Origin of the sequence: Bradyrhizobium sp. STM 3557, from assembly GCF_045571465.1 — a bacterium.
Lineage (GTDB): Bacteria > Pseudomonadota > Alphaproteobacteria > Rhizobiales > Xanthobacteraceae > Bradyrhizobium.
The window spans coordinates 5,537,074-5,563,098 of sequence record NZ_CP120697.1; the positions used below are offsets into that span (position 1 = coordinate 5,537,074).

Below are 26,025 nucleotides of genomic sequence, written 5' to 3' on the forward strand. Positions count from 1 at the left end.
GCCTCGCGACGATACAGTCAATTTCGTGAGATCCCACAGGGGGTTGGTAGGCAGCGGCTGCCGAGTAGCAGCGCGGAGTGCGTCAGCCGGAGAATGTGCCGTTAGGATCGCTGAACAGATCGAGCGGCCGCGGCGCATTGCCGGTGGCTTGGTCGGCTGAGGACGCGCTCGCGACCGGTGACGACGAATGTCCCCACAATTGGCGCACCGACGGCGACACCGCCTGCTGCGACTGTCCATCGACCTGGAACAGCGAGCGGAACATCGGATCGGGAGAAGACGTCGCGCCGGACGATGAACCATCGGCGGAGGCCATCGTGGTGCCTTGCGACTGCGCATTGCGTGTGTCGGGGAACATCGAGAGGAACGTCGCAGTGTCCGTCGTCGGCATCGCGCCGCCGCCTGCGGCGTTCGACGCGCCGCCATAGAGCGCGAGCGCGCCGCGCGTGGCCTGCGAATTGGCCGCGCCCGAATAGCGCGATGTCAGCACCGCATAGACCTGGGATACGCTGCGCGCGTTGCCGTCCTGGTCGTAGAAGATGGGCCGGTTTGCCGCCGCCGCGCCTGGAAACATCTGCGCGGCGGTCGCCCGCGGCGTGTCCTGCGCGCTGGTGATCAGCTTGGCGGCGCCGCCCGCGCCCATGAAATGCGCCATGTAGAGCTCGGCATCGGTCGGCCGGCGGCCGAGCTTGCCGGTGAGCTGGAAGCTGTTCGACTGGGTCAGAGCGGCGGCCATCGATGACGACGCCTTCGGGTCATCGCGCAACTTCATGATCGCCTGCCGCATCGAGGGATCGCTGACCGTGTAGTCGCCCGACGCCGTCTTGGTGATGGCGTCAGAATACTGGCCGTAGCCCAGCTGGCCGCCCGCTTCCTTGACAGTGGCGAGCCAGGTCTGGTCGATGAACTGATAGAGTCCTCGCGCTGACGAGGTCGAGGCGCCCGCAGACGGATTGAAATCTGATTCCATCTTGGCGGTGGACAGCAAATATTCGAAGCTGGCGCCGACCGTATCAGCCGCCTGCTTGATGGCACCGGCGACCTTCGCCCGCACCGTATCGAGCGGACTTGATGGTGCGGAATTGGAAGCGTCGACCGACATGAGATGACCCGCTTTCCTGCAGACTGCTTCTTGCAGATTCGTGGCAGACGAACGCGCCGCACATGCCGGGCGCAGCGAGCGTCCCGGGCGGGGTCAACTTGCGTCGATCATGGTTAATGGCCGGTTAAATTCGGAACCCAGCCCCATCACTGGCTCAGCCATTGGCGCAGGCGCGCCCGGCCGCACTCGGCCAGCGCCCTATTTGCTGCGATAGACAGAGGCCGGATCGAACAGCCGCTCTGCATCGGCGAAGGCGAGCGTTGCGCCATCAGCACCGTTCTCGACCCTGCGATAGAAGCAGGAGTGCCGGCCGGTGTGACAGGCCGCGCCCTGCTGCTCGACGCGCAGCCAGATCGCATCCTGATCGCAATCGGTGCGCATCTCGATGACGCGCTGGGTCTGGCCCGAGGTCTCACCTTTGCGCCACAACGCGTTGCGCGAGCGGCTGAAATACCAGGCCTCCCCGGTCGCTACCGTCTTCCGCAGCGCCTCGTCGTTCATGTGGGCGACCATCAGCACGTCGCCGGTCGCTGCGTCCGTCGCGACGACCGTGACGAGTCCGGCAGCGTCGAATTTCGGCAGGAACGCGAGCCCTTCCTCGCGCTCTTCTGATGATGTGGACACGAAAGCCTCGCTAACACACAGTTCGTCCAAGCTGTTTTGCACCGCTCGCACGACACGTTCAGAGTCATCACCCGCGAAAGCGGGTGATCCAGTGCGCCGCAGCAGTACGGACCAGCCGAGCTGTCCCTGAATACTGGATCGCCCGGTCCCGTCTACGCCTTCGGCTTCGACGCGGCCACAACTTCAAGGGCGCGCCAAAGCTTCAGCGGAGGCGGCAAGCCGGGCGATGACGGCGGAGAATAGCCAAGCTATCTCTGCGGCGCCCGCACCATGGACAGGAAACGGCTTTGCTCCGCCGGATTGTCGCGGAACATGCCGGTGAAGCGGCTGGTGAAGGTCACGGCGCCATGCTTGGCGACGCCGCGCACCGACATGCAGGTGTGCTCAGCCTCGATCATCACCGCGACGCCGCGGGGCTTGAGGATCTCGTCGATCGCCGCCGCGATCTGCGCGGTCAGATGCTCCTGGGTCTGCAGCCGGCGCGCAAAGATGTCGGTCAGCCGGGCGAGCTTGGACAGGCCCACCACCCGTTCGACCGGCGTATAGGCGATATGCGCCTTGCCGTAGAACGGCATCATGTGATGCTCGCACTGCGAGGTGAACTCGATGTCGCGAATCAGGACGAAATCGTCATAGCCCGCGGTCTCGCCGAATGTCCGGTCGAGCACCTCGGCCGGGCACTGGTGATAGCCCTGATAGAGCTCATCGAATGCTTCGACCACCCGGCGCGGCGTATCGACCAGGCCCTCGCGGGACGGCTCCTCGCCGATGTAATGCAGCAGCGTGGTCACAGCGGCTTCGGCCTCGGCGCGCGAGGGGCGCGGCCGGTCGGCGCGCACGGCAGCGGCAAGGAATTCGGACGGGTCGAGCTCGGCGGGCCGCTCGGGAAGCTTGGCCTCGGCGGTTTTCGCATCGGGCTTGTTCGTGCGCAGGGTTTTGATCAAAGCGTCCATCTTTTCTCCGTTCGACCGATCGGCAAAGCGACCGGAGTGTCACCGGCAGACGGGGCATTCATGCGCCAGACGCCTGAGGATATGGCTGGAATTTGCGCCTTACGGCTCCATATATTGGCAATATAGGGCGGTGAAACCCGCCCGCCAAGACCGTCGGCGTCGGTAATGGGCGCCTCCGCGCCGGCACATCCGGGAACGTTGGGCATGCTGAACGACATCTATAACAAACGGATCATCGAGCTCGCCGGCAATATTCCGCGTCTCGGACGGCTCAGGGATCCCGATGCCAGCGCGACCGCGCATTCCAAGCTCTGCGGCTCGACGGTCAAGGTCGACCTCAAGATGGACGGATCTGTCGTAACCGACTTCGCTCATGACGTGAAGGCCTGTGCGCTCGGCCAGGCCTCCTCCTCGATCATGGCCCGCCACGTGATCGGCTCGAACGCAGCCGAACTGCGGGAGCTGCGCGAAACCGTGCGGAAGATGCTGAAGGAAAACGGCGCCCCGCCGGAGGGCAAATGGGCCGACATCGCGCTGCTCGAGCCGGTGCGCGACTACAGGGCCCGTCACGCCTCGACCATGCTGACCTTCGACGCCGTGGTCGACGCGATCAACCAGATCGAAGCTAAATCCAAGGCGGCAGAGCCGGTGGAGCAGCCCGCCGTCGCGGGCTGAACCGGTCCAGGCCCTACTGCGCCGGCGTCGCCGCGACCGTGCTCGAGGACAGCGCTTCCGCAGTCCGGGTCGACTTCTGCGCCGGCTGGCCCTGCTCGGCCTTGTCAGCGAAACGCTCCTGCCCCTTGGCTGAAACAGCAGCGACTGGCGTGCCGGACTTCACCTGCGGCAGCACCTCGGCGACCAGATCGGTGGTCACGAGATTAGTCTGCCGAAGCTCGTTGCGCGACAGCTCATGGAGGTCTTCCCACGGCGGCACGTTGAGCGCGAGCGACAACAGATCGCCGGCGCCCCCCATGTCGAAGGTGTACTTGGCCAGCCGCCCGATATCGCGCTCGACGATCATCAGGTCCTGCGCGCTGTAGCTCGCCGCCTTGGCGTCGTCGGCGCGGTCTCCCATCCAGATCTGATGCACGCGCACATGCGCCGCGTCCGGCACGTAGCGCGTGGTGCCGCCGAGCAGCAGGAACACGCACATCGATTCGCAGTAGGCCTGCGGCGCGACGGTGGCCTGATCGCCCTGCCCGCGCCCGCGCGAGCTGATGCCGACGGTGGTGCGCATGTTCAAGCCGCGGAACCTGCGCCCGAGCGTGATCGCATCATTCACCGAGCCGCCGCTGGAATCCAGCACCAGCGTGGCGCCGTTCAGATCGCGTCCCCTGGCGAAATCCTCAAAATCCTTCGGTGTGTCGCCGGTGACGATGCCGACGGCTGAAACCCAGCCGCAATTCGGATCGCACGCCACCCAGCTGAAGCGCATCGGCAGTTTGCGCTCTTCGAGCGTAGCGCCCGCCTGCGCTGTGTTGCCGACGGTGAAGATGGCGCTCCCGAGCGCTACAGTAAGTGCTGCGCCGCCGAGAAGCAGCCAGCGCAGTTTGAGCGACTTCAAAAATCTCACCCGCAATCCTTCCCAAGCCCCATGCCAAAGTGCGCCAGGTCCGAAGTTCGCGCACGTTTCGGGCTGGCTCCTAAGCGAACTTCGGAAGCATAGGAGCGGTAGAGGTTCTTTTTTGCCAGTGCGACACTGGAACTGAAGCAGTTCCGACCACACGCTTACGGAACAAGTGATCCGAACTTCCCGACGGCCGCAACTGGTAAGTCCGGCTGTGGCAAGATTCGCGCCAAAGCGTTACGATCTTGTCACATCCCTGTCAGGAAAACCTATCCGGGGAACTGCGTGCCGTCCAGCCGCCGACTCGCCCAGCTGCTGACATGCTGCATGGCACTGAAATATTGCGGTATTTGCGGCAAGGACACAGAAAAATGCACGAACGCAGGTTCCCCGCCCAGGAACCGCGCAACTAACAGCCCGGTTTGAAGCACGACGCTCATGAAACGCTCAATGTGCCCCCACGACCACGATCATGCGCTTGCCCGTATGATTCCGGAACTACCAAGCCGCGGCGCGCGCGTCCTCATTTGGCTTTATCGCCACACGCTCTCCCCGCTGGTCGGTTACAATTGCCGTCACCTGCCGACCTGCTCGGTCTATGCCGATGAAGCCATCGAGCGTTTCGGCTTGTGGGCAGGCGGCTGGATGACGTTGGCGCGGCTGCTGCGCTGCCAGCCTTTCGGCACTTCGGGAATCGACAATGTTCCTTCGAGCGCACCGGGCGGTGCGCGTTGGTATCTGCCATGGCGCTATGCGCGCTGGCGCGGCGTCAACGGTCCGAGCTAATCACTGCGCCGCAGCAAGCTTTTGCAGCCGACTCGTGCATCCGACAATTCTGCCCGCTGAGGATTCGTCAGCCGTCCGTGGACTAATTGCGCTATTATTTAGACGCCATGATTAGACGCGGAGCGAAATCGTTCTTCCTGGAACGGCCGCCGCGCGTCTCGCGTTGATGTGATGTTTCCTGATGGGAGGAAACATCATGCGCTTCAGAATAAGCCCATCGGGACATGACCCAAGGCAGATCGATCTGTTCGCCGTCCTAGCCCTGGTCGTGATCATCATCGGAGTCTGGCGCTATTACGAGGACATCTCCGCTTCGCCGCCCAGCACCACGAGCTACATCGTCCCCAGCCAGCACGTGCATTGGTGAAGCAGTCTTGCCTGGCAACTACCAACGCGGCCAGAACCAGAAGTCGTCGCGCCGCGGTGGCGGTGACAGTGGGATCGGCGCCGGCGGCCGCGGCCCACGGCGCGGTCGCTCGAACTGGTCGCTCCTCTCCGGCGTAACGGCGGCTTCCGCCGAGGCGCTGGTCTCGCCCGCCGGCAATCTGACCGACAGCAACAGATTGGATTCGTTGGTCCGCCAGCGATAGCCGATGCCGAAATCGAGCGGCTGGGCACGCTCGAACAGGACGGCGTAGCGCTCCTGATACATGTTCGGGAACTTATCGACCGGTCCGGCATAGCGGCCGAACGGGAAGAAGCCCCACGCCTTGGAATCATAGCTGGCGAGCGGGATGCCGGAATCGTCCTGGATGATCGTGGCGCTGTTGTTGAGAAGCCAGCTTCGCACGGTGGAGAAGGCGCCGGAGTGCAGCAGATAGGAAGCGCTCTTGAGCAGGCTGTTGCCCGGTGCGAAAGTGTCGCAGAATTTCAGGAAGCCGCTCGACTTCACGCCCGAATTGGAGAGATCGGTCGAGACGTAATAGAGCGTCTTCTCAAGCCCGTCGGCATCGGCAAAGACGATACGCGCGCCCTGCGTCGCATGCGGCGGCTGCGGCTCGCCGGCCTCGTGCAACGCGCCGTTGGCGTCGAGCCAGACCAGGTCGACACTGCGGATGGTCTTGCCGGTGCGCGCCAGAAACACATAGAGGATCGGCAGCGTACCGCTGATCTCGCCCTCCTTCAGATCCGTCTTCATCTGCTTGGTGATGAAGAACGAGAAGCTCAGGAGCGATTGCAACGAGTGCTCGACATAAGACAGCGATGGCCCGACGCGCGGCAGCCTCACGAGGTCGGGAATCGGCCCGGTCGGCTCCAGCGCGGCCATGACATAGGTGGTTGCCTTGGAATAGAAGGCGTCGGCGTAGAGGAAGTCGGGTCCGGAGAAGAAGTAGAACATCGCCGGCCGCGGCGCCGCCAGATTGGCATCGGCCCAGGCATGGATCCGACTGAGCTGTCGCTGCTCGAGCTGACCGAAGGCGCTGTCGAAGGAGCGCTGATGGCGTTGCCAGGCGGGATCCTGCGTCAGGGGCGCGAGCGGCGACGCGGCCGATGGCGGCATGCCGGCGAGCAGACGCGCAGTATCGTCGGCGGTCGCGGGTTCGGCTGCCGCCGCAGGCGCGAACGCCAGCAGGACCACGCCTGCAAGCACCGCCAGCATCATGGTGACACGTCTCATCGCTGCTCGTGTCCCGGATAGGCGGCGACCTTCCCGCCGGGATGCCTGTGCGCCAGCAGATAGATCAACAGGCCGCACATCATGACCAGAGTGCCGAGCCCGGCCTGCAAAGGCCGCTGCGCAAACAAATAATACATCATGAAGCCGGTCACGAGCAGGAACACCGCAGGGGTCAGCGGGTAGCCCCAGGCGCGGTATGGCCGCGCCAGATCGGGACGCGTGATACGCAGCTTGAAGAGACCGAGCACGGTGAGGAACGAGCACGCCAGCAGCGCAAACTGAATAAAGTCGAGCACGGCTTCGAAGCTGTCGGTCAGCAGCATTAGGTTGGCGACTGCGAGCTGGAACAGCAGGGCGTAGATCGGCGCACCGCCGCGCGACCGGCGGGCGAAGACAGCCAGCATAGGGACGTCCTCGCCCATCGTCATCGTCACCCGCGGGCCGATCCACATCATCGCGGCGATCGACGGCACGAGGCCGATGCAGATCATCGCCGCCACGATCTGGCCGCCGAATGCGCCGAAGATGTAGCTGCCTGCGATGCTTGCGACCTCGAGCTGGCCGGCGAGGCTCGCCATCGGCGCTGCCAGCAGGAACACGGCGTTGAGCGCGATATAGAGCACCAGCACGATTGCCGTGCCTGCCAGCAGCGATCGCGGCAGGCCCTGCTCCGGCGCGTGCATCTCGCCGATGATGTAGCTCGCGGCGTTCCAGCCGGAGAAGGCGTACATCACAAACACCAGCCCGATCGCAAACGGCCCGCTGGTGATCAGCCCGAGATCCGAGAGCGCGGGCGCGAAGCTGATGGGCTGCGGCGATGGCAGCGTGACGCCGGCGATCAGGAAGGCCGCGATCAGGCCGACCTTCAGGATAGTGGAGACGAGCTGAAAGGTGCTCGAATGCTTCACGCCGCCAAGCTGCACCAGCGACACCAGCCACACCACGGCGACCGCGAGCAGGCGCGACGGCACACCGGGCAGGACGACGGCGGCATATTGGCCGCAGGCCATGGCGGAGAGCGCGACCGGCGCCGCGAAGCCAACCGTCGCAGAGACGAAGCCGGCCATGAAGCCGACCGCCGGATGAAAGGACCGGGACAGGAAATTGTACTCGCCGCTCGAGCGCGGAAACATCGCGCCGAGTTCGGCATAGGCGAACACCCCGCACAGCGCCACGACGCCACCGATCGCCCACAGCAGCAGCACCGAGAAGCCCGAGGGAATATCCTTGACCTGGAAGCCAAGGCTGGTGAAGACGCCGACACCGATCATGTTGGCGACGACGAGCGCCGTCGCCGCCAGCATCGACACGGAGGGAGGCGTCCCGTCGCGCGGCCGGGCCGACCAGGAATTGTCGTCTGCCTCGGATGCCGCCATCTCGCATCGGGACGCCACGCGCCCCTCCCCCTTCTCAGCCGGATCAATCGCAGGTTGAGGCCTAAACCATTCAAGCATGGTTAACGCGCGCTAAATAAGGCACGAGTTACGGTATCTTGATGCTCCAAACGCGAATCCCCGGCACGTTACGGCATTGCGTCCTGACGCCGCTGGTCCCACAATCACGACACGATTTCCTGCTTGTCACGTGCTCCGGATGTGGGGAGTTGCCCGGGGCCGTTCGGCTTAACGCGGCCGGCGACGACTGGTGAAGCCGAGCGGATGTGAGAACTGTTAGCGACTGTCGTGTCGTGTCGCTTGTTCTGCGTTGTGGGTCTGCTTGCGTCTTTGCATGGATCTTGGGGCGGATGATCCGAGCCAATCCGAAATTTCTTGAGCGCGGGCATGCGCGGCAAGGCAGCCGACCGGAACGGACTGCTTGCCGCAGAGGCAGCGCGCGCCGGAGCATAGGGCTGGCGACACTCATTCTGACCTCCCTCATGCTGGCCCAATGCGACAAGGCCCCCGAACCGGCAACGATCGCCGCCAACGCCGCACGGGTATCCACCTTCGACGAGCGCTTTCCATCTACGCAATTCGGGGATCGTTTTCCCTCCCCTGCGGAAGGCTTCCAGCTCCATTCGCCGGCCGACTTCGCGCCCAGGGCTGCGCAAGAGCGGCCCGTACGCACCCAGATGGCATCGCTGGAGCCGCAAGCCTCCGCTTCGCAAGCCCGGAGGGACGAGCTGACCACGCTGGTCAGCATGAAATCATCGGCCTTCCCTTATTTCGGCAACAATCCCGCTTCGGACACCCCCTTCCTCGACGTCAGCAATGGCGAGCGGCGCGGCCATCGCAGCCTGTCGGGGCGGGTCTACTGGCAGGACCAGACCTACAACGACAGCCGTGTGCTGGTGCACGTGCCGGAGAATTTCGACGTCCGCAAACCCGGCGTGATCGTGGTGTTCTTCCATGGCAATGGCGCAACGCTCGAACGCGACGTTCGCGACCGTCAATTGGTGCCGCGGCAGATCAGCGATTCCGGTGTCAACGCGGTGCTGCTCGCACCGCAGCTGGCGGTGGATGCCGCCGATTCCAGCGCCGGCAAGTTCTGGCGGCCGGATGGATTCAAGCGCTTCATGGATGAGGCGGCCGTGAACCTCGCCCGTCTCACCGGCGATGGCAGCGCGACCGAGGCCTTTGCCCGCATGCCGATCGTGATCGTCGGCTATAGCGGCGGCTTCCTCCCGGCGGCCTTCAGCCTCGATACCGGCGGCGTCACGGACCGGATCCGCGGCGTGGTGCTGCTCGACGCCGTCTATGGCCAGCTCGACAAGTTCGCCGGCTGGATCGCGCGCAACCGCTCCGGCTTTTTTGTCAGCTCCTACACTCACGCCACGGCGCGTCACGACCGCGAGCTGATCAGCATGCTGCGCGACAAGGGAATCGCGGTGTCGGAGGACATCGACCATCCGCTGCGGCCGGGCAGCGTGGTGTTCGTGGAGACGCCCGAAGGCGTCACCCATCGCGACTACGTGACATCAGCCTGGACGCGCGATCCGATTCGGGACGTGTTGACCAAGATGGCCGCGGCCGAGCCGCCAATCCGGATCGCGGCCGGCCGCCCGAGTTCCGCCAACCGCTGACGGGCGGCCGCCAAATTCGCTCAAGTCTTTTTCTTAAGTCTTGGGCAGCTTCGGCATGGCCTCGACGAAGCCGTTGAAGCAGGCCAGCCGCTCGTCCTCTTCCTTGGTGAACTTGCAGTCGGCCACGCTCTTGGCCTTCATCGTCTTCGGCTTCGGCGCTGGCGGGATCACCGCGTCGTAGCAATTCAGCCGCTCCTTGGTGCCGTCATCGATCTCGAGACAGGCCTGCAGCTTGACCGCGGTCGACGGCTGCTTGGTGGCCTGCTGCTTTGTCGCCGCGACCGTGCGCGGCTTGACCTGGACCAGGGGGTGGTCCCCGACCATCGGCGGGTCTGCCTGGGCCAATGCGGCCGTCGAGACCAGCACCGCAGCGAAACTCAGCATCATCGTCTTCATGTCACGTCGCTTTCATATCCGATTGGCGCGCGCCGGGTCGCAGCCTCGCGGAACTGACCGCCGGTTGTAGCAGAAAATTCGACAACCCCGCTCGCCATTCCCCAGGGAATGCGGCTTTAATCCGGTCTGGCCGGTCTTGCCAAGCGCCTCGATCACAGTTTGACCATGAAAAAAAGCGGTCCTTAGCAGGTGCGAAGGGCTGCCGCACCGCTGCCAAGGAGGCCTCAGGCCACCGCGGCGAGCCGCCTTGCCGGGCGCGTCATCAGGATCGTGAGCAGTGCGAGGGTGACGAAGGCGACCGCCACATAGCCCATGTCCTGGCAGAGATCGCGCGCAAACAGCACACCGCCGGCCGCCGACCCGATGGCCTGGCCGATATAGAGCACGGACGTGTTCAGCGAGACCGAAGCTGAAGCCAGCGGCGGCGCGGCCGCGACCAGGCGGACCTGCTGCATCGAGTTGGTCGAGGCGAAGCCGAGACCCCAGACCGCAACCGCCACCGCCATCATCGGATAGCTCCCCGCGCTGATCGCCCAGCCGCCGATGCCCGCAAACAGCACGCAGGTGAACAGCAGCGAGGTGCGGTAGGCCCCCCAGGAATCGACGATGCGGCTCGCCACCACCACGCCGAGGAAACCGAAGATGCCATAGAGCGCGAACACGAGGCCGATCTGGTTCGGATCGGCGCCGGTCAGCTGCTTCAAGAGTGGCCCCATATAGGTGAACACCACGAACTGGCCGGACATCTGCAGCGTGGTGATCAGCAGCAGCATCACGACGGTGCGGTTGCGGCCGAGCTCGGCCCAGGTCTTCAGCTCGACCGGCGCCCCGCGCAACCCGCTGGGCAGCCGCCAGGCCACCAGCAGCAAGCTCACGATGCCGGTCGCGCCGACGGCAAAATATGCGGCTCGCCAACCAACATGGCTGGCGATGAAGGTGATCAGCGGCAGGCCGGCGGCCGCCGCCAGGGACCAGCCTAGAAACACATAGGCGATGGTACTGCCGCGGCGCTCCACGGGGACGATCAGCGCCGCAGTGCCGGCCGCCTGCGGCGTATAGAGCGCGCCGACCGCGAGCATGACCAGGCGGATCACCATCAGGCTCGCATAATCGGACGCGAAGCTTGAGGCGAGATTGCAGAGCCCGAGCACCGCGAGTGTCACGGCCAGCAGGCGGCGCCGGTCGATCCGGCTGGTCAGCCAGGCCGTGAGCGGCGAGCCGATGCACAGCGTCATGGCGCCGAAGGTGATTAGGAGGCCGGCAGTGCGGATGCTGATGTCGAGTCCTGTGGCAAGCTCGGGCAGCATGCCTGCCGGTGCCAGCACCGAGCAGCCGGTGACGACATTGCCGAGCATCAGAGCGGTGGGAGCGAATCGAGGCGGAGAGTCCAGGCGGGTCATGCGGTGCAAAATAGCAGACGCATCAATGCATTTGCATGAAATCATCTCATGCGATGGATGAGATCCACCACTGGCGACCGCCCGTCATGGCACTACAATCCCGGTGATCTGGCCGCCCAAGCCTTGGTGGCCTGGCAGCTTTCCATCGCTCGGACGTAGGCAGGTCGTGCCGACGTGCGGGCGAGATAGTCCCGCTCGGTAGAACCGGGGACGTAGTTGCCAGTTCGCAGGCCGAGCAGGAGGGCGTAGCTCACCGAGATATCGGCAGCAGTGAATCGGTCGCCGGCGAGATAGGGGCAATCCGCAAGGCGGCGGATAACCAGCCCCAGCCGGCTCTCGAAGGTCTCGCGTGCCCAGCAGGTAACCCGGGCCTCTCGCTCGGCTTCGGGCGCCAGTTCGCGACCGACAAAGACGGTGTTCATCGGCCCGGCGAGCCCGGCCTCGCCTAAGTGCAGAAATTGCAGATAGGAAGCGAAGGCGGGATCATCCGGGGCCACGGCAAGCGAACCTGAGCCGTAGCGGGCGAGCAGGTACTCAAGAATCGCGATCGATTCGACCATGATCGTCTCGCCGTCCTGGAGTGCGGGAATGAAGCCGGCGGGGTTGATCGCGAGGAAATCGCGATCATTCTCAACTGCGAGCAGATCGACCGGGCGCAGCCGATAAGCCAAACCCAATTCCTCGAGCAGCCAAACAACGCGGAAGCCACGACCTTCGCCATAGACGGTGAGCATAGTTAAGCGTTCCTCGATTGGGCTGGATGTACTCACTCGCAGAGGTAAGCCGGTCGCGCAACGGACTATCGATCGCGCATCATGCAGCCAGGGGACGCATGCTCGCCATGCTAGTGTGCGAGCCCTCCCCACTTGATGGGTTCACGACCCGGCCAGCGGCTCAATTCGATGATCTGGCGGGATTGCCGGCGAGACTGGGCGTCGGACCGTTGGCCGACGAGCGCGCCAGACCCAGGTTGCGCGGCGGACAGGTTGCCATCAGCCTCAGCAGGGGCGCACGCAATTCGGCGCCGTCGAAACGGTCCGTCGCCGCAGGCTGGCCGCCCGTCGCGACCTTGTCCACGATCGTGAGCTGGGGGCTCGAGGCGAGCATTGCCGCCTGACCGACACTGAGACGCATGGCCCAAGTTTCCTGAATCTTCTCCTGAGTCTTCTCCTGTCCCTGTTCCCTGCGAGGGGGATAGAGGAAATCCACAGACCCCGTTGCGAACGCAAGCTTGATCCGAGGCTCAGAGGTGCCCGGCGGCAGCGGCGGCCGCTGGAAATGAAGCTCATATTGATTGGCATCGATGCAGAACAGCTGGATCCGGGTGGTGCGAAAGGCATTCCCGTCACCGGCGCGTTCGCTTGCAGTCTTGTAGACCAGGCCGCGGCTGAACTGCTCGAACACCCAGGGCGTTTCCACCCGGCGACGCGGATCGATGCCGAAACCGGCAATCTCCTCGCGCGTCAACACATGCATATCCTCGAACTTGACCGCACGCGCCGCCGCCAGCAGCCCCTGCGCGACGCCCATCTTCCTCAGATACGCGGAAACCATGCCGTCCGAACGCATCATCGCCTGCTCCAGCGCCTTGGCGCGCATCTCCCGCGTCGGCACGCCGCCCGTGAAGTTCAAGATCACATGCGGCGAATGGACGGCGAGAAATGCGTCGGGCGCGATCTCGCGGGTGACGGCGCCAAGGATCAGATAGGGACAGGCCGAATTGCAGGTCGCCCCGCGCGTCCACACCTCGCCATGCAGCTCGCGGCCGGACTGCTTAAGCCTGACGCAGACATCGCCGTCCTGCGCCTCGAAGCCGCATTCCTCTATCGTGGTGCGACCGACCCGCGCGGTGAACTTCCTCTCCCGCATCATGTTGCCGATCGCGAGCGCTTGTTCGAGATTGCCGCCCGGCGAATGCAGATAGATCGGCGGGCTGACATCGCCGATCTGCTTCAAGAACTTGCGGAACCGTGCCGCCGCCATGCCGTCGATCTTTCCCTCGGCCGCGATCCAGCGGTCGCAGCCGGGCCCGCAGGCGCCGGGCGGTCCCTTCACAAGGGTGAAGGAAATCGGCGCGGCGTTCTCGGCGACCGGGCGTGCCGGCTGCACGCCAGGCGCGGCCCACACCGGTCCGAACAGCAACAGGAGCAGAATCAGTGTGATGATGCGGGACGTCATCCGACCCACGTCGCGGGACAACATGCAGATCGACCGGAAATGCTGGGGCGCTTAGGTTGTAACATATCGACCTACCGCTGCAACGCCCGCGCTACCCATCGTACCCCGCCAGCCGCTTTCTCCGCTTTGTCCGGTTGCAGTGCCAAAATCCCCTGCTATACCCCTTGCTCCGCTTACCTGCGCTCGTTCGCAGGAGTGAGCCTTTGGAGAACGCCATGCCTGACCAGCCTAAGTCTGACCAGTCCAAGCCTGACCAGCCCAAGCCTGACCAGCCCAAGTCCGAATCCGGCTTCCAGTACAGCCTCACCAATCTGAAGCCGGCCGAGCCGGTGCAGAAGATCACCGTCACCTTCCCGGACGGCGCCCGGCGCGACTATCCGCAGAACATCACCGGTTTCGACATCGCCAAGGGCATCTCGCCCTCGCTCGCCAAGCGCACCGTGGCGATGGCGCTCAATGGCGAGCTGAGGGATCTCCACGACCCGATCCAGACCGATTCCAAGCTCGAGCTGATTTCCCGCGACGACCCTGAGGCACTGGAGCTGATCCGGCACGACTGCGCGCATGTGCTGGCGGAGGCCGTGCAGTCGCTGTGGCCGGGCACCCAGGTCACCATCGGGCCGGTGATCGAGAACGGCTTCTATTACGACTTCTTCCGCAACGAGCCGTTCACCCCGGAAGACTTCGCCGCGATCGAGAAGAAGATGCGCGAGATCATCGCGCGCGACAAACCCTTCACCAAGGAAGTCTGGGACCGCGAAAAGACCAAGCAGGTGTTCCGCGACAAAGGCGAGGCCTTCAAGGTCGAGCTGGTCGATGCCATTCCGGTCGACGAGCCGATCAAGATCTACTTCCAGGGCGACTGGTTCGACCTCTGCCGCGGTCCGCACATGACCTCGACCGGCAAGATCGGCAATGCGTTCAAGCTGATGAAGGTGGCCGGCGCCTATTGGCGCGGCGATTCCAACAACCCGATGCTGACCCGCATCTACGGCACCGCGTTTGCCAAGCAGGAGCAGCTCGATGCCTATCTCAAGCAGATCGAGGAAGCCGAGAAGCGCGACCATCGCAAGCTCGGCCGCGAGCTCGACCTGTTCCACTTCCAGGAGGAAGGCCCTGGCGTCGTGTTCTGGCATCCGAAAGGCTGGAGCATCTTCCAGGCCCTGATCGCCTATATGCGCCGCCGCCTCGCCGGCGACTACGACGAGGTCAACGCGCCGCAGATCCTTGATAAGTCCTTGTGGGAGACCTCGGGCCATTGGGGCTGGTACCGCGAGAACATGTTCGCGGCGCAGTCGGCGGGCGAGGAGGCCGAGGACAAGCGCTGGTTTGCGCTCAAGCCCATGAACTGTCCGGGCCATGTGCAGATCTTCAAGCACGGGCTGAAGAGCTATCGCGACCTCCCGCTGCGCCTCGCCGAATTCGGCGCCGTGCATCGCTATGAGCCGTCGGGCGCCATGCACGGCCTGATGCGCGTGCGCGGCTTCACCCAGGACGATGCGCACATCTTCTGCACCGAGGATCAGCTCGCCGACGAGTGCCTGAAGATCAACGATCTGATCCTCTCGACTTATGCCGATTTCGGCTTCGAGGGCGAGTTGACCGTGAAGCTCTCGACCCGGCCGGACAAGCGCGTCGGCACCGACGAGATGTGGGATCATGCCGAGCGCGTGATGGCCACCGTGCTGCAGGAGATCAAGACCCAGCGCAACAACATCAAGACCGAGATCAATCCCGGCGAAGGCGCGTTCTACGGGCCGAAGTTCGAATATGTGCTGCGCGATGCCATCGGCCGCGACTGGCAGTGCGGCACCACGCAGGTAGACTTCAACCTGCCGGAGCGCTTCGGCGCGTTCTACATCGATGCCGACGGCGCCAAGAAAGCGCCGGTCATGGTGCACCGCGCGATCTGCGGCTCGATGGAGCGCTTCATCGGCATCCTGATCGAGCACTATGCCGGCAGCTTCCCGCTCTGGCTGGCGCCGACGCAAGTCGTCGTCACCACCATCACCTCGGAAGGCGATGAGTACGCCAAGCAGGTGCTGGCGGCCGCGCGGCGCGCCGGCCTGCGCGCCGAGATCGACCTGCGCAACGAGAAGATCAACTACAAGGTCCGCGAGCACTCGCTCGCCAAGATCCCTGCCCTTCTCGTGGTCGGCAAGAAGGAAGCAGAGACTCATTCGGTCTCGGTGCGCCGGCTCGGCCGCGATGGCCAGACCGTGATGCCGACCGCGGACGCCGTCGCCGCCCTGGTCGAGGAGGCAACGCCGCCGGACATCCAGCGTCGTCAGCGCGAGGCGGCCTAATTTACAGCAACGGCGGCCGCGAATGCATTCGCGGCCGCCGCTCTTTTTATGAATTCATGGAAGCTGCGCGGGACCCGGATTTCTGATCCTCGATAGGCTCGAGGCCGCTCGCCTTGAGCAAGTCACGCGCGGGCGTTACTGCATTCTACACTTTCTATAGCGGCGTGCCAGGCAAGGCGGCCATGGCGCATCGATCCTCGCCGGTCGCCCGCAACGCCACCTCGGCGCATTCGGCCATGTAGAGGAACAGGCTGGCGAACATCATTTCCAGCGCCTGTCGCCCACGCGGCAGAAAGGTGATCTCGTTGTTCGCTGGCCCTCCGCGCATCAACATCTCCTGAGCCTCCGCATCGCGCAGCAGCATCAGCACATGCTTGCGGGAGACCGAAAATCTCGTCGCCAGCGCGTTGATCGAGAGCGGCACCGGCCTGTGCGGCGGAAAAGCGTCGTCGTTCGATCCGGCCAGAGCCAAGCTGTAGAGGATCATCATGCCGGCATTGCGCTCGGCGATCTCCCCGAGCTCCGGCGCGGAATCCAAGACACGCATCCCGGCGATGTAGCGCCGGCCGAGCTCGCGCACGAACGACCTGATGAAGCGCGGATCATCCAGCGCAGCCTGATAGGCCGCGGCTTCGGGAATGGCGGCGCTCATCGCCCGGAAATGCGCGCCCCAACGCTCGCGGTGCAGGGCCAGCAATCGCTCGGTCGGCACCAGCGGCCGCCGGCGGCGATCCGGGTTCGCCACAGAAGCGAACATGCCGGCGGCCCGCATCACGGCCAGCATGGCCTCGCAGCGGCCGCGGCTGCAGAGCCCGATCTGCGTGCAGAGCTCCTTCATCGCGCCGACGGTCAGCCCGGGCTTGCCCCCCTCCGCGTCCGCGTAGTGCAGATAGAGCGCGACGTGGGTGAACAGCGCCCGCGCCCGGTCGTTCATCAGCGCATTGAGCAGCCGATCCGCCCGATACAGATCGACGGCACATTGCGCAGCCGCCTGCATCGCACGAGGGAACCCGGGATGACGACAGAGGCGGACGACGGCGTCGGCGGCAGCAGGTGTCGGCGTCCGTTCAGTCATTTCCGCAGGCGTCATGATGTTGGCCGGCTGTGGCCGGCGGGGTGCACCCCCGTGATTTAGCCGATCCACCCAAATTTCCACAATTGCGACACAGCCCCGCACTGGGCAGTTTGCGCCCATATTTGAGGAGCGAATTTCATGAATTGCGGGCTGGCCAGCCTAATTTCCCTTGATAGTTGTAGACATTTATCGATCCGATGGCATGGCGTTCTGTTCTGCCCGGACCGCTGCCGGCGACGGGCGTGATCCTCGCGCCCACCCGCGCAGAGGCCTAGCCGCCGTCAGATGCCAGGGCACCAGCGGCGTCGCCTGCGGCGGTCCAGGCGATAGAACATCTCCAAGCAAAGCCGAGAAACCAGCCGGACGCCTGCGATGCGGCCAGCTTTCGTGCTATGGCGAGATGGACCCGCCCAGAGCCTTTCCGTTCCGATGGAATCGGAACGGAAGCTCCAGCATTTGTTTTGACGCGTTTCTCGAGGTGAATCGGTATCCACTTCGGTTGAAACGCTCCAACGAGACCGACCTCATGCCCGACGCCATCGAACTCCTAAAGACCCGCCGTTCGGTCAAACCACGAGAAATGAGCGGCCCCGGCCCCTCGCCGGCCGACCTCGAAACCATTCTGACGATCGGCGCGCGCGTGCCCGATCACGGCAAGCTTGCGCCCTGGCGCTTCATCGTGTTCGAGGGCGACGGACGGCTGCGCGCGGGCGAAGTCATCGCGAGGGTCTTCGCGCAGAAGAATCCCCAGGCCACCGAGGCCGATCTCGAGGTCGAGAGGAAGCGCCTCACCGATGCGCCGCTGGTGATCGGCGTGGTCTCGTTCACCCGGCCGCACCCGAAGGTGCCGGCCTTCGAGCAGGAGCTGTCCGCCGGCGCCAGCGCCATGAACATCGTGACCGCTGCAACCGCACTGGGCTATGGCGCCGCCTGGCTCACCGGCTGGTTCGCCTTCGACCGCGACGTGCTCGATGGTCTCGAGCTGAAGCCGGACGAGAAGCTCGCCGGGCTGATCCATATCGGCACGCCGAGCAAGCCGAACGAGGATCGGCCGCGCCCGAACCTGTCCGAGATCGTGACACGGTTCTAAGTTCATCCTGCGACGCGACTGCTTCCGCTCCACCGGCTGATCATGCCGGTTGGAGCGGATTGACGTTCGCGACCTGTCTGCCGCAATATCGGGATGCGATTTCATATTCAAAGCTCTATTCGCATCAATTGGTCAGCTGGTGATCCATTGGCCAACATCGGCGCGTAGTCGCCGGCTCGGATGCAGACGTTCGCGCCGGAGCGCTGGCGCGCCGACAGGCCGAAGTGCCGGGAGTTCATTGCATCTGTCGACGATGCCGAGCGGCGCTGCGCGATGGATGACCATCCGGGCTAGTGAAGCAGACGATAGAACGCGTAGCCCGGCATCTGCGACAATCATCGCTCCCGACAACACCCGCATAAGGGGACGACAATGACCACCTCAAGCGAGCATTCCCGCAATCGCCGCTGGCTTCTCCGCCACGGAGCGCTGGCGCTCCCGCTCGTTCTTGCCCTCAGATCGGCGCGCGCAGCCGAGCCAGTCGGCGCGGTCGAAGACGTCACGGGCGAGGCGTTCGGCGAATTCGAATCGGCCCGCCGCGCGCTCGACCGGGCCGCGCCGGTCTTTCTGAGCGAGGAGGTCGTGACCGGACTTGCGTCCCGGCTGGCCATGCGGCTCGGCCGCGACACGACGGTGAAGCTGGGCGAACAGGCGCGGCTCAAGATCGACCGGTTCCTGGTCAATGCCGGCGGAGAGATGACGCTGCGCTCAGGGCCAATGCTGTTCGACGGACGGCCGCACCACTCGGCCGTGCAAATTCGCAGCCCCTTCGCCCTGATCGCGGTCCGCGGCACGCGGTTCTTCGCAGGGCCGAGCAACGACCGTTTTGGCGTGTTCGTCGCTCGCGGCTCGGTGGCGGTGAGCGCGGCGGGACAGCAGGTGATCCTGCGCGAAGGTGAAGGCACGGATTTCGTCGCGCCTGGCACGCCGCCGACGCCGGTCAAGCGATGGGGGCCCGAGCGCGTCCGCGCCGCGCTCGCAAGCGTCAGTTGAAGCCATGAAGCCACTGGTTTTGCATGTTGGTGAAGGACACGCTGGCAAGCCAGGGGGCTCTCGCATTGTTGTACTAGCAAGTCGGTTCGGCGTGATCGCGCGGCAGCATGTCGATGGGTAGGATGCGGCGAGCATTGCAGCAGCGCCTGCCGGTCGTGGCGGGACTGGCGACGCTGACCGCTTTCCTGGCGGCAACCCTCCTGCTTCCCATGAGCGACGTCCTGCGCGACCGCGCCTTCGATATGCAACTCGCCGGCGAGCAATGGCTGCGCAGACCCGCGCGATCGGACCAGAAGGTGATCGTCGTCGACATCGACCGCCGCTCCATCGACAGATTGGGCGATTGGCCCTGGCCGCGGGACACGTTGGCGCGGCTGATGGATGCGATAGCAGGACAGCGGCCGGCCGCCATCGCGATCGACATCCTGCTCGCGGAGCCGGACGACCGCTCGCCGGCGGCGCTCGCGCGGCGGCTTGGGTCAGTGACCGGTCGCGCCGAGATCAGCGCGCTCGCGAAAGGTCTGCCGGACGGCGATGCGTTGCTGGCGCAAGCCATCAGTCGCGCACCTGTCGCGCTCGGCATGGTGCTCGATCCCGATCGCAACGGCACATTGCCTGGTGCTGCGGTCGTGACCCGCGGGCCGCTGCCGCTCGATGATCTCTGGCAGACCACGGGCGCGATCGGGCCGACTGAATCACTCGCGGCTGCGGCGAGCGGGCTCGGCGCGCTCTCATTGCCCGGTAGCGCCGACGGTGCCATCCGTCAGGTCCCGCTCTTCGTGGCCGCCGGTGGCGTCCTGATGCCTGGGCTGGCAACTGAGGCGCTGCGCCTCGCAGAAGGCGCCGCGAGCTATCGCATCGAGGCCGATCCCCCCACATTGGTGGTCGGCAACCGGCAGCTTGCGCTGTCGCACGACGCGCTGTTGCGGCTCGCGCCGGTGGCCCCATCGCGTCGCGCCACCCGCACGGTCTCTGCAGTCGACGTCCTCGAGGGGCAAGTCGGCGACGGCCGGCTGGCGGGCGCGATCGTGTTGCTCGGCGGTTCGGCGCCACAGCTTGGCGGGCTGCGCAAGACAGCCGCGGACCCGCTGACGCCGTCGGTACAGATCCAGGCCGATGCGGTCGAGCAGATGGCCTCCGGCCGCGTGCCTCGCAGACTGGCTATCGAGCCCATTGTGCAGCCGTTCGCGGTCCTGATGATCGGGGCGCTCGCGATCGTGCTTGGCGCCGCCCTGTCCCCAGCCGCCGGCAGCGCCATCCTGACCGCGATCATTGCGCTGCTGTGGACGGCTGCAATCGCAGCCTCCGCGCTGGCCGATCGCCTCGTCGATCCGCTGACGCCCTCCATCGCGGCGGTGCTGGTGTTCACCATGACGGCGGGCAGCGCCTACTCCTTGACCCGCAGGCGGGAAGCATTCGTCCGCCATCGGCTCGAACAGCGTCTCGCGCCCGCCGTGGTCCGCCGCATCGTCGAACAACCTGACCTGGTCAAGCTCGATGGCGAACAGCGCGAGGTCACCTCGCTGTTCACCGATATCGAGGGCTTCACCGCCACGATGCATCGCGCCGGGCCGGAGGAATTGGTCGCGACCCTCGATCAGTACTTTGAGGGCGTTGCCGGCATCGTGATCAGTCACGGCGGCATGGTCGACAAGATCGTCGGAGACGGCTTGCACGCGCTGTTCAACGCACCGCTCGACCTCGACAATCACCCGCAACGCGCGGTCGAATGCGCGCTCGCCATTCGAGCGTGGAGCGAAGGCTTTCGCCGCCGCGCACCCGCGGCCGCACTCCAGCTCGGCCGCACGCGGATCGGAATCGAGACCGGGCCCGCCATTGTCGGCGATGTCGGTGTTCAATCCAAGCTCGACTACACAGCTCACGGCGACGCCGTGAACATGGCAGCGCGGCTCGAAGGCTGTAATAAGGAGCTCGGCTCGACAATCTGTGTCGGGCCAGGTGCCGCGGCGCGATGCGAGGCGTCCTTGCTACGCCCGCTTGGGCAGCTCGTGGTCCGTGGGCGCGAGGAGCCGATCGCGCTGTTTGAGCCCTGGCCTGACGACGCGCCGCCGGCCTGGCGGGACGCCTATCTAAAGGCCTATGCCATGCTCGACCGTGATGCCGCCCAGGCCGCCCCGCTGCTCCAGAAGCTGCTGGCCGAGCGTCCTGCCGACGTGCCGATGCGCCGCCTGATCGAGAGATTACCGCAGACTTTCAAGGCCAGCCTATCGTCGGCGTCATCAGCGCCGCGGACGTGATCGCGCAAGCCGCGGGACATCTGCACGCTGGAAGGTCGGCGCGCGCGTTCTCTGCAAAGAAGGACGCTCCCTGATGAAGCGAGCGGCGACCTTCTTCGATCCGCTCCCTCTAGGATCGGGTGCACGCGTGATAGTCTGTCCGCCAGGTAGGATCTGGCCTCGGCCAGTTCAGGGCGCGCCGGACCGACGGGCTTGCTTAGCGCCACGAGCTTCCGGTAAGCGTCGTGAGCGGTCATGGAGTCACCCGTCTGTTTCGCGGCTCGGGCCTCGCCGAGAAGGCTGCGGAAGCGATTGGGATCGGTTGTCAACATCGCCTTGTACTCGATCAGGGCCGCCGCCGGCTGGTTGAGTTCGAGCAACAGATCGGCCAGCAGCTCGCGGGCCGGCAGCGCCGAGGACGGGGTGGCCGGGTGCTTGTCCATCGTGGCATCCAGATCGGCCGCAGCCCGCACCAGCGCGACGGCCGTTTTGTCGTCACCTCGCGCGTGGGCCAGGATACCGGCGGCCGCCAAACGCTGGACCTCGACCTGGTTGGCCCAATAGGAGTCGTTGCCCTTCAGCCTCTCTTCGAGCGATTGAAAGCGGCCGATCTCCGCCTCAGCGCCGGCGACGTTCCCGGTCCGTGCGTCGCCCAGCGCGCGAGCATAGGCGATCATCGCTTCGGCCCAGGGAAAGCGCTCAAGCGGAAAACCGATCGCCGGCTCGCTCAGCGCGGCCGCGGCCGGCCAATCTCGGCGCTCGAGCACATAACGAACCGGAATCGCTGCCACAGCGTAAGCTGCGCTCAAATTCGCACCCTCAGTCTCGCGAAAACCGGTTAGTTCGTCGACCACTTCTTTGGCTGGGCCATCCTGCGCGGTCTGCAAATAGGCGTATTCGAGATAGTCCATCGTGTGGAGGGTTTCCCCGTCATAGCTCCCCGGCCCCCGGGTTTTTTGCACATAGTTGAGGGCAGCAGCGTGAGCGGCGCGGTTCGAGTCGATCGATTGCTGCCACATGCCAAGCCGGGTGAAGATGTGCGACGGCATGTGCAGCGCGTGTGGCACGTCGGGCGCGACCTTGGCATAGCAGATCGCGGCATCCAGCCCCGCCGCGGCGAACTCTGGCGAGTCGTCGCTGTGGATCAAATAATGCACGACGCCAGGGTGACTCGGTTCCTCCTTCCAGATCCTGTTGAGGATCTCGGCTGCCTGTCTTTGGTTGGCGAAGGTCTTGTCGGTCTTGAGCGCACTGGCATTCAGCGCCAGCGCATAGAACACGGCGGCCTCGCGGTCGTCCGGGTAGCGCTCATACAGCTGCTCCATCGCCTTTTTGTAGGCCACTGCACGCGCCTGATGGTCGATCTTGTCACTGTCGCGATAGAAGGCGGCGATCGCTGCGATGTAATCCGCCTCGCGCGGCGTCTGGGTCGGGGCTGCCATCGCCTTGGCGACTGCCTCGGAGCCGGCTTTGAGCGCGGCCGATGACGGCGGATACCACAGTGGGTACCAATGACTCATCGCGATGCCCCAATAGGCTATCGCACAGTCAGGCTCGGACGCGGCAATCGCGGTGAACTGCTTTAACGCCTCAGGGTACCAGAACGAATGCAGAGTCCAGACGGCGTGCTTGAATGCTGACTTTGACGCCGGCGCGCAGGAGATCGCGAAATCGACTTCCTCGATGACCTTGGGCGCGGTCTCCGCCCGCACGCCCTGGAACGGCAATGTCAGCAGCACTGCAGCAATGAAGCTTGTTGAAATCCGATGATATGCCATGGCGATGCCTCGCGGCTTGGGCCTGCTCCATGATGACGAGCCGAAAGGCCAGTGTGTATGACCTAGCCGACAGTCGAGTATTAGATTCAAAATATCACATCATGCGAAGGGAAGCGCCAACAATGATGGTCACGAGACGGTGCATTTCCTCCGATCACTCCGCCTGCACCGCCTCAGTCTTGCCGCGCCAACGGATGCTTGCATTTGCTGCCATTTCAAGGAGTCGTCCACCTCTACTGACAAAACTGCTAATCGATTGCTCGCTGATCTTCGCGGTTTGAACCGGATTGCCGCATGCGGAAATTCATCAAAGTCGCGACGGTCGTTTGCTTGCGAGGAGCCGATCGCGCGCGGTTCGAGCCCTGCCTGACGACGCGCCGCCGGCCTGGCGGGACGCCTCTCTGAAGGCCTGTGCCATGCTCGACCGTGAAGCGCCCATGCCGCCCCGCTGCTCCAGAAGCTGATGGCCGAGCGTCCTGCCGATGTGCCGATGCGCCGCCTGATCGAGAGATTACCGCCCGCCTTCAAGGCCAATCTGACGTCGGCGTCATCAGCGCCCAGGACGTGATCGGGCAGGCCGCGGGACGCGTGCTGTTCAAGCAAAGAACGGATGCGGCGCTCCCTTCTCGCCTTTGCACTCCATGACGTCGATGCAGGTCCGGATCTCGTCATCCGTCATATTGAGCCCAAACTCATCTCGCAGCACGATCCTGAACTCAGTGTCGTCATTCAGATGGCGTTTGTCCGCCTCGCCCGTCGCATGCCGCACAGTCACGCGCCGATTGAACATCGTGATGCGCGTTCGATCGGGACCAGGACGTGCCGCGATGATGTTGCTCTGATAAGGCGTGTGCGGATGCGTAGCGGTATACCAATTGGTGATCTCGTACTCGCTGTCGTATCTGGGATACGGGATCACGCGGTAGATGTGCTCCCATTCGCCGCGCAACCTTGCCTGCAATGTGAGCTCCCCGCCGACGTCGATGAAGCGCATCGGTTCGTGCGGCGTTTCCTGCTCGATGCCCTCTCGCAACAGCAGAGCCGCCGTGGGCGCGAGATTGCCGAACCCGACGTCTGCCAAGTACGGGCCTTCCGGCAAGTTAACCTGGAGCAGCATGTGGATCGCCGGGCGCGGCGCATCGATGGCCAGGCCTCGCACCACCCTTCCCTGCAGGCTCGTCACGCTGTAGCCGAGCGATCGCAGTCCTTCGCGGAACAGCATGTTCTGCTCCAGGCAGTAGCCGCCGCGGCCGCCCGCGATCATCTTTCGTTGCAGTGAGGCGATGTCGAGCGTCGGCGTCCTGCCGAGCATGATGTCCAGCGACTCGTAGGCGATGGCATGAGAGTGGGCGAATATGAGCTTGTGCAGGTTATTGAGCGCAGGCTGGAGCGAGCCTGCGTAACCGATGCGGCCTAACCACGCTTGCTGGTCAAATGACGGCTCGCTCATAGAAGACTCCCATCGACAGCGGCTAGCCAGCTCCGCTGCATCCGAAATCGGTCCGTTGAACGACTTGCCGTGGCTTCAATCAACCCAAAGAGGCTGCCACTACGAAGGCCTCCTGCGGGAATGTCAGCGTGCCGCCCACGACCATCGAATCGTCGAGGCGAGAAGCCGTATCCTTAGCAATCGAATCGATCAGCCGCTCACGTTCAAGAGCATCCTTGTCATTCAAGAGCGCAGCCATCGGCGTCGCCGTGAGTTGAAAGCGGACATAGTCCAGGGTCGATGGGAAGGTGATCTGCTTGGCGACGGTCTCGACATTCACAATACCGAAACCCGCCTGTCTCATCCACATATCGATGTCTTGAGTGTCGCAAGACAGGTGTTCGGAACGCTTCGTTCGCGAGGAGTCCGCTCCGAGAATTCGTCGAGCGCCTGCACGAAAGCGTGCGCTGCGGGCGTTCGCTCGATCGCGCTGTACACGCTCAGCCCAACGCGCCCTTCCCGTCCGACAACCCGAGCCATTTCCTTCAGCGCCAGCGGCCGGTCGGGGAAGAATTGCAACCCGAGTTGGCAGAGCACGACGTCAAAACAGTCGGCCTCGAATGGAAGGCTGAGCGCGCTTCCCTCGATCCACTCAATCCTGGACGACTTTGTTCGCGCAACAGCCAGCATAGCCGCGTTGAGGTCGATGCCGACCAGGCGCCCGTTATGCCCGCGCTGCTCCGCCAGGCGCGCCACGATGCCGGTCCCGCATGCGATATCGAGAATGCTTTCCTCGCGCGATGGCCTGATGCGGCCCAGCAGATCGCGCGCCCATACCGAGGTGATGGCCGGAACCAGATAGCGCTCATAAAGCTCCGGAGCGCTGGCATCCATTTGCCAATGATCTTGGGCAGACATGACTCACCCGAAATCTCGCAATGACAGCGGCAAGACCAATATCGTCTACCATGCTGGCTGAGTTCTCGATCCACGGCAAGGGACGACCGAGGATGCCCGTGGCCTTCGCGGATGTGCGGCCAGATGACTGCCCGCCGGGCAAATCGGTTGCGCGGTTTTTCTCGCTCGCTCCATCGGAGATCGACGGAAAGCGTGACCATCAGGCCGCACCGAACAACTCATTTCGTAAGCTGGCTCAACGCGATACGCGCGCCGTGCTCCAGCCGCCCAAGATTCTTCTTTCGTTTTTTCAGAATCTGTGATTGATTATGCGCATCCCGCCTCATGCAGAGGGACGTACGCGTCGTCACGATACGTGGAGTGCGGGGAGCGGTGGACGTGAAGGCTGCGTCAGACGAACGCAAGCCGACACGGACGGCGAAGTCGCGTGGTCCTGGCATCCCGGTGCTGGTGCCAAGGTCGTCGGGTCTGATGAGCCGGATGACTGACGGGGGCAAGAGAGCCGGTCCCCGGGGAGAGCGCGTATAAGCCGTAAGCCCATCGCGCAGGGAAT

At 64.5% G+C, this 26,025-nt stretch carries 24 protein-coding genes; 9 read left to right on the plus strand and 15 right to left on the minus strand.

The genetic code is table 11. The annotated features are described in order from the left end of the window. Positions 1-82: 82 nt before the first annotated feature. The 3 genes from P6U24_RS25535 to folE form a co-directional block, all read right to left on the minus strand. Positions 83-1,102, minus strand: coding sequence for a transglycosylase SLT domain-containing protein (locus tag P6U24_RS25535; protein WP_407155230.1), 1,020 nt, complete (start codon positions 1,100-1,102; stop codon positions 83-85). Positions 1,103-1,300: 198 nt separating this feature from the next. Then, positions 1,301-1,726, minus strand: coding sequence for a phosphoribosyl-AMP cyclohydrolase (gene hisI / locus P6U24_RS25540; protein WP_407155231.1), 426 nt, complete (start codon positions 1,724-1,726; stop codon positions 1,301-1,303). A 248-nt stretch (positions 1,727-1,974) separates the two neighbouring features. Then, a complete protein-coding gene (folE, locus tag P6U24_RS25545; RefSeq protein ID WP_407155232.1) occupies positions 1,975-2,679 on the minus strand; it encodes a GTP cyclohydrolase I FolE in 705 nt (234 codons plus the stop codon). A gap of 204 nt (positions 2,680-2,883) precedes the next feature. Here folE and P6U24_RS25550 point away from each other — a divergent pair, with 204 nt between their 5' ends. Further along, positions 2,884-3,354, plus strand: coding sequence for an iron-sulfur cluster assembly scaffold protein (locus tag P6U24_RS25550; RefSeq protein WP_407155233.1), 471 nt, complete (start codon positions 2,884-2,886; stop codon positions 3,352-3,354). Positions 3,355-3,367: 13 nt separating this feature from the next. On the opposite strand, the gene P6U24_RS25555 is transcribed toward P6U24_RS25550, so the two are convergent. Together P6U24_RS25555 and P6U24_RS25560 are read right to left on the minus strand one after the other, a co-directional pair. Continuing rightward, a complete protein-coding gene (locus P6U24_RS25555) occupies positions 3,368-4,258 on the minus strand; it encodes a hypothetical protein (RefSeq protein WP_407155234.1) in 891 nt (296 codons plus the stop codon). A gap of 257 nt (positions 4,259-4,515) precedes the next feature. Further along, positions 4,516-4,686, minus strand: coding sequence for a hypothetical protein (locus P6U24_RS25560; protein WP_407155235.1), 171 nt, complete (start codon positions 4,684-4,686; stop codon positions 4,516-4,518). On the opposite strand from P6U24_RS25560, the gene yidD reads away from it, so the two are divergent. After that, positions 4,685-5,032, plus strand: a complete 348-nt coding sequence (yidD, locus tag P6U24_RS25565; protein ID WP_407155236.1) for a membrane protein insertion efficiency factor YidD — start codon at positions 4,685-4,687, stop codon at positions 5,030-5,032. The genes P6U24_RS25560 and yidD overlap by 2 nt on opposite strands. A gap of 196 nt (positions 5,033-5,228) precedes the next feature. Beyond that, positions 5,229-5,399, plus strand: coding sequence for a hypothetical protein (locus tag P6U24_RS25570; protein WP_407155237.1), 171 nt, complete (start codon positions 5,229-5,231; stop codon positions 5,397-5,399). An 18-nt stretch (positions 5,400-5,417) separates the two neighbouring features. Here the strand turns inward: P6U24_RS25570 and P6U24_RS25575 are convergent, their stop codons facing one another. Beyond that, positions 5,418-6,650, minus strand: coding sequence for a hypothetical protein (locus P6U24_RS25575; protein ID WP_407155238.1), 1,233 nt, complete (start codon positions 6,648-6,650; stop codon positions 5,418-5,420). Further along, complete coding sequence (locus P6U24_RS25580; RefSeq protein ID WP_407160577.1) at positions 6,647-8,026, minus strand: APC family permease; 1,380 nt, start codon at positions 8,024-8,026, stop codon at positions 6,647-6,649. The genes P6U24_RS25575 and P6U24_RS25580 overlap by 4 nt, the downstream gene beginning before the upstream one ends. Before the next feature lie 503 nt (positions 8,027-8,529). On the opposite strand from P6U24_RS25580, the gene P6U24_RS25585 reads away from it, so the two are divergent. Beyond that, entirely contained in the window at positions 8,530-9,672 is a 1,143-nt protein-coding gene (locus P6U24_RS25585; RefSeq protein WP_407160578.1) for an alpha/beta hydrolase, read from the plus strand. A 33-nt stretch (positions 9,673-9,705) separates the two neighbouring features. On the opposite strand, the gene P6U24_RS25590 is transcribed toward P6U24_RS25585, so the two are convergent. The 4 genes from P6U24_RS25590 to P6U24_RS25605 form a co-directional block, all read right to left on the minus strand. After that, positions 9,706-10,068 (minus strand): hypothetical protein, encoded by a 363-nt coding sequence (locus P6U24_RS25590; protein WP_407155239.1) that lies wholly within the window; start codon positions 10,066-10,068, stop codon positions 9,706-9,708. Between the two features lie 224 nt (positions 10,069-10,292). Then, positions 10,293-11,468 (minus strand): MFS transporter, encoded by a 1,176-nt coding sequence (locus P6U24_RS25595; RefSeq protein ID WP_407155240.1) that lies wholly within the window; start codon positions 11,466-11,468, stop codon positions 10,293-10,295. 92 nt (positions 11,469-11,560) lie between these two features. Next, positions 11,561-12,202: a glutathione S-transferase family protein gene (locus P6U24_RS25600; RefSeq protein WP_407155241.1), complete on the minus strand. Its 642-nt coding sequence runs from the start codon at positions 12,200-12,202 to the stop codon at positions 11,561-11,563. Positions 12,203-12,362: 160 nt separating this feature from the next. Next, entirely contained in the window at positions 12,363-13,646 is a 1,284-nt protein-coding gene (locus tag P6U24_RS25605; protein ID WP_407155242.1) for a hypothetical protein, read from the minus strand. Positions 13,647-13,861: 215 nt separating this feature from the next. On the opposite strand from P6U24_RS25605, the gene thrS reads away from it, so the two are divergent. Beyond that, positions 13,862-15,952, plus strand: coding sequence for a threonine--tRNA ligase (thrS, locus tag P6U24_RS25610; protein WP_407155243.1), 2,091 nt, complete (start codon positions 13,862-13,864; stop codon positions 15,950-15,952). A 154-nt stretch (positions 15,953-16,106) separates the two neighbouring features. On the opposite strand, the gene P6U24_RS25615 is transcribed toward thrS, so the two are convergent. Next, a complete protein-coding gene (locus tag P6U24_RS25615) occupies positions 16,107-17,027 on the minus strand; it encodes a hypothetical protein (RefSeq protein WP_407155244.1) in 921 nt (306 codons plus the stop codon). 526 nt (positions 17,028-17,553) lie between these two features. Here P6U24_RS25615 and P6U24_RS25620 point away from each other — a divergent pair. The 3 genes from P6U24_RS25620 (at position 17,554) to P6U24_RS25630 (ending at position 21,368) form a co-directional block, all read left to right on the plus strand. Then, positions 17,554-18,117: a nitroreductase gene (locus P6U24_RS25620; protein WP_407155245.1), complete on the plus strand. Its 564-nt coding sequence runs from the start codon at positions 17,554-17,556 to the stop codon at positions 18,115-18,117. Positions 18,118-18,489: 372 nt separating this feature from the next. Then, entirely contained in the window at positions 18,490-19,110 is a 621-nt protein-coding gene (locus P6U24_RS25625; RefSeq protein WP_407155246.1) for a FecR domain-containing protein, read from the plus strand. Between the two features lie 122 nt (positions 19,111-19,232). After that, positions 19,233-21,368, plus strand: coding sequence for a CHASE2 domain-containing protein (locus tag P6U24_RS25630; RefSeq protein WP_407155247.1), 2,136 nt, complete (start codon positions 19,233-19,235; stop codon positions 21,366-21,368). 2,352 nt (positions 21,369-23,720) lie between these two features. Here P6U24_RS25630 and P6U24_RS25635 read toward each other — a convergent pair. From P6U24_RS25635 to P6U24_RS25645, 3 genes are all read right to left on the minus strand, one after another. After that, complete coding sequence (locus P6U24_RS25635) at positions 23,721-24,575, minus strand: arylamine N-acetyltransferase family protein (RefSeq protein WP_407155248.1); 855 nt, start codon at positions 24,573-24,575, stop codon at positions 23,721-23,723. A gap of 79 nt (positions 24,576-24,654) precedes the next feature. Further along, on the minus strand, positions 24,655-24,918 hold the full coding sequence (locus tag P6U24_RS25640; protein ID WP_407155249.1) for a hypothetical protein: 264 nt from the start codon (positions 24,916-24,918) through the stop codon (positions 24,655-24,657). Beyond that, entirely contained in the window at positions 24,915-25,448 is a 534-nt protein-coding gene (locus P6U24_RS25645) for a class I SAM-dependent methyltransferase (protein ID WP_407155250.1), read from the minus strand. The genes P6U24_RS25640 and P6U24_RS25645 overlap by 4 nt, the downstream gene beginning before the upstream one ends. 116 nt (positions 25,449-25,564) lie before the next feature. Here P6U24_RS25645 and P6U24_RS25650 point away from each other — a divergent pair, with 116 nt between their 5' ends. Next, positions 25,565-25,774 carry a hypothetical protein gene (locus P6U24_RS25650; protein WP_407155251.1) on the plus strand — a complete coding sequence of 70 codons (210 nt, stop codon included), beginning with the start codon at positions 25,565-25,567 and terminating at the stop codon, positions 25,772-25,774. Positions 25,775-26,025 lie beyond the last annotated feature (251 nt).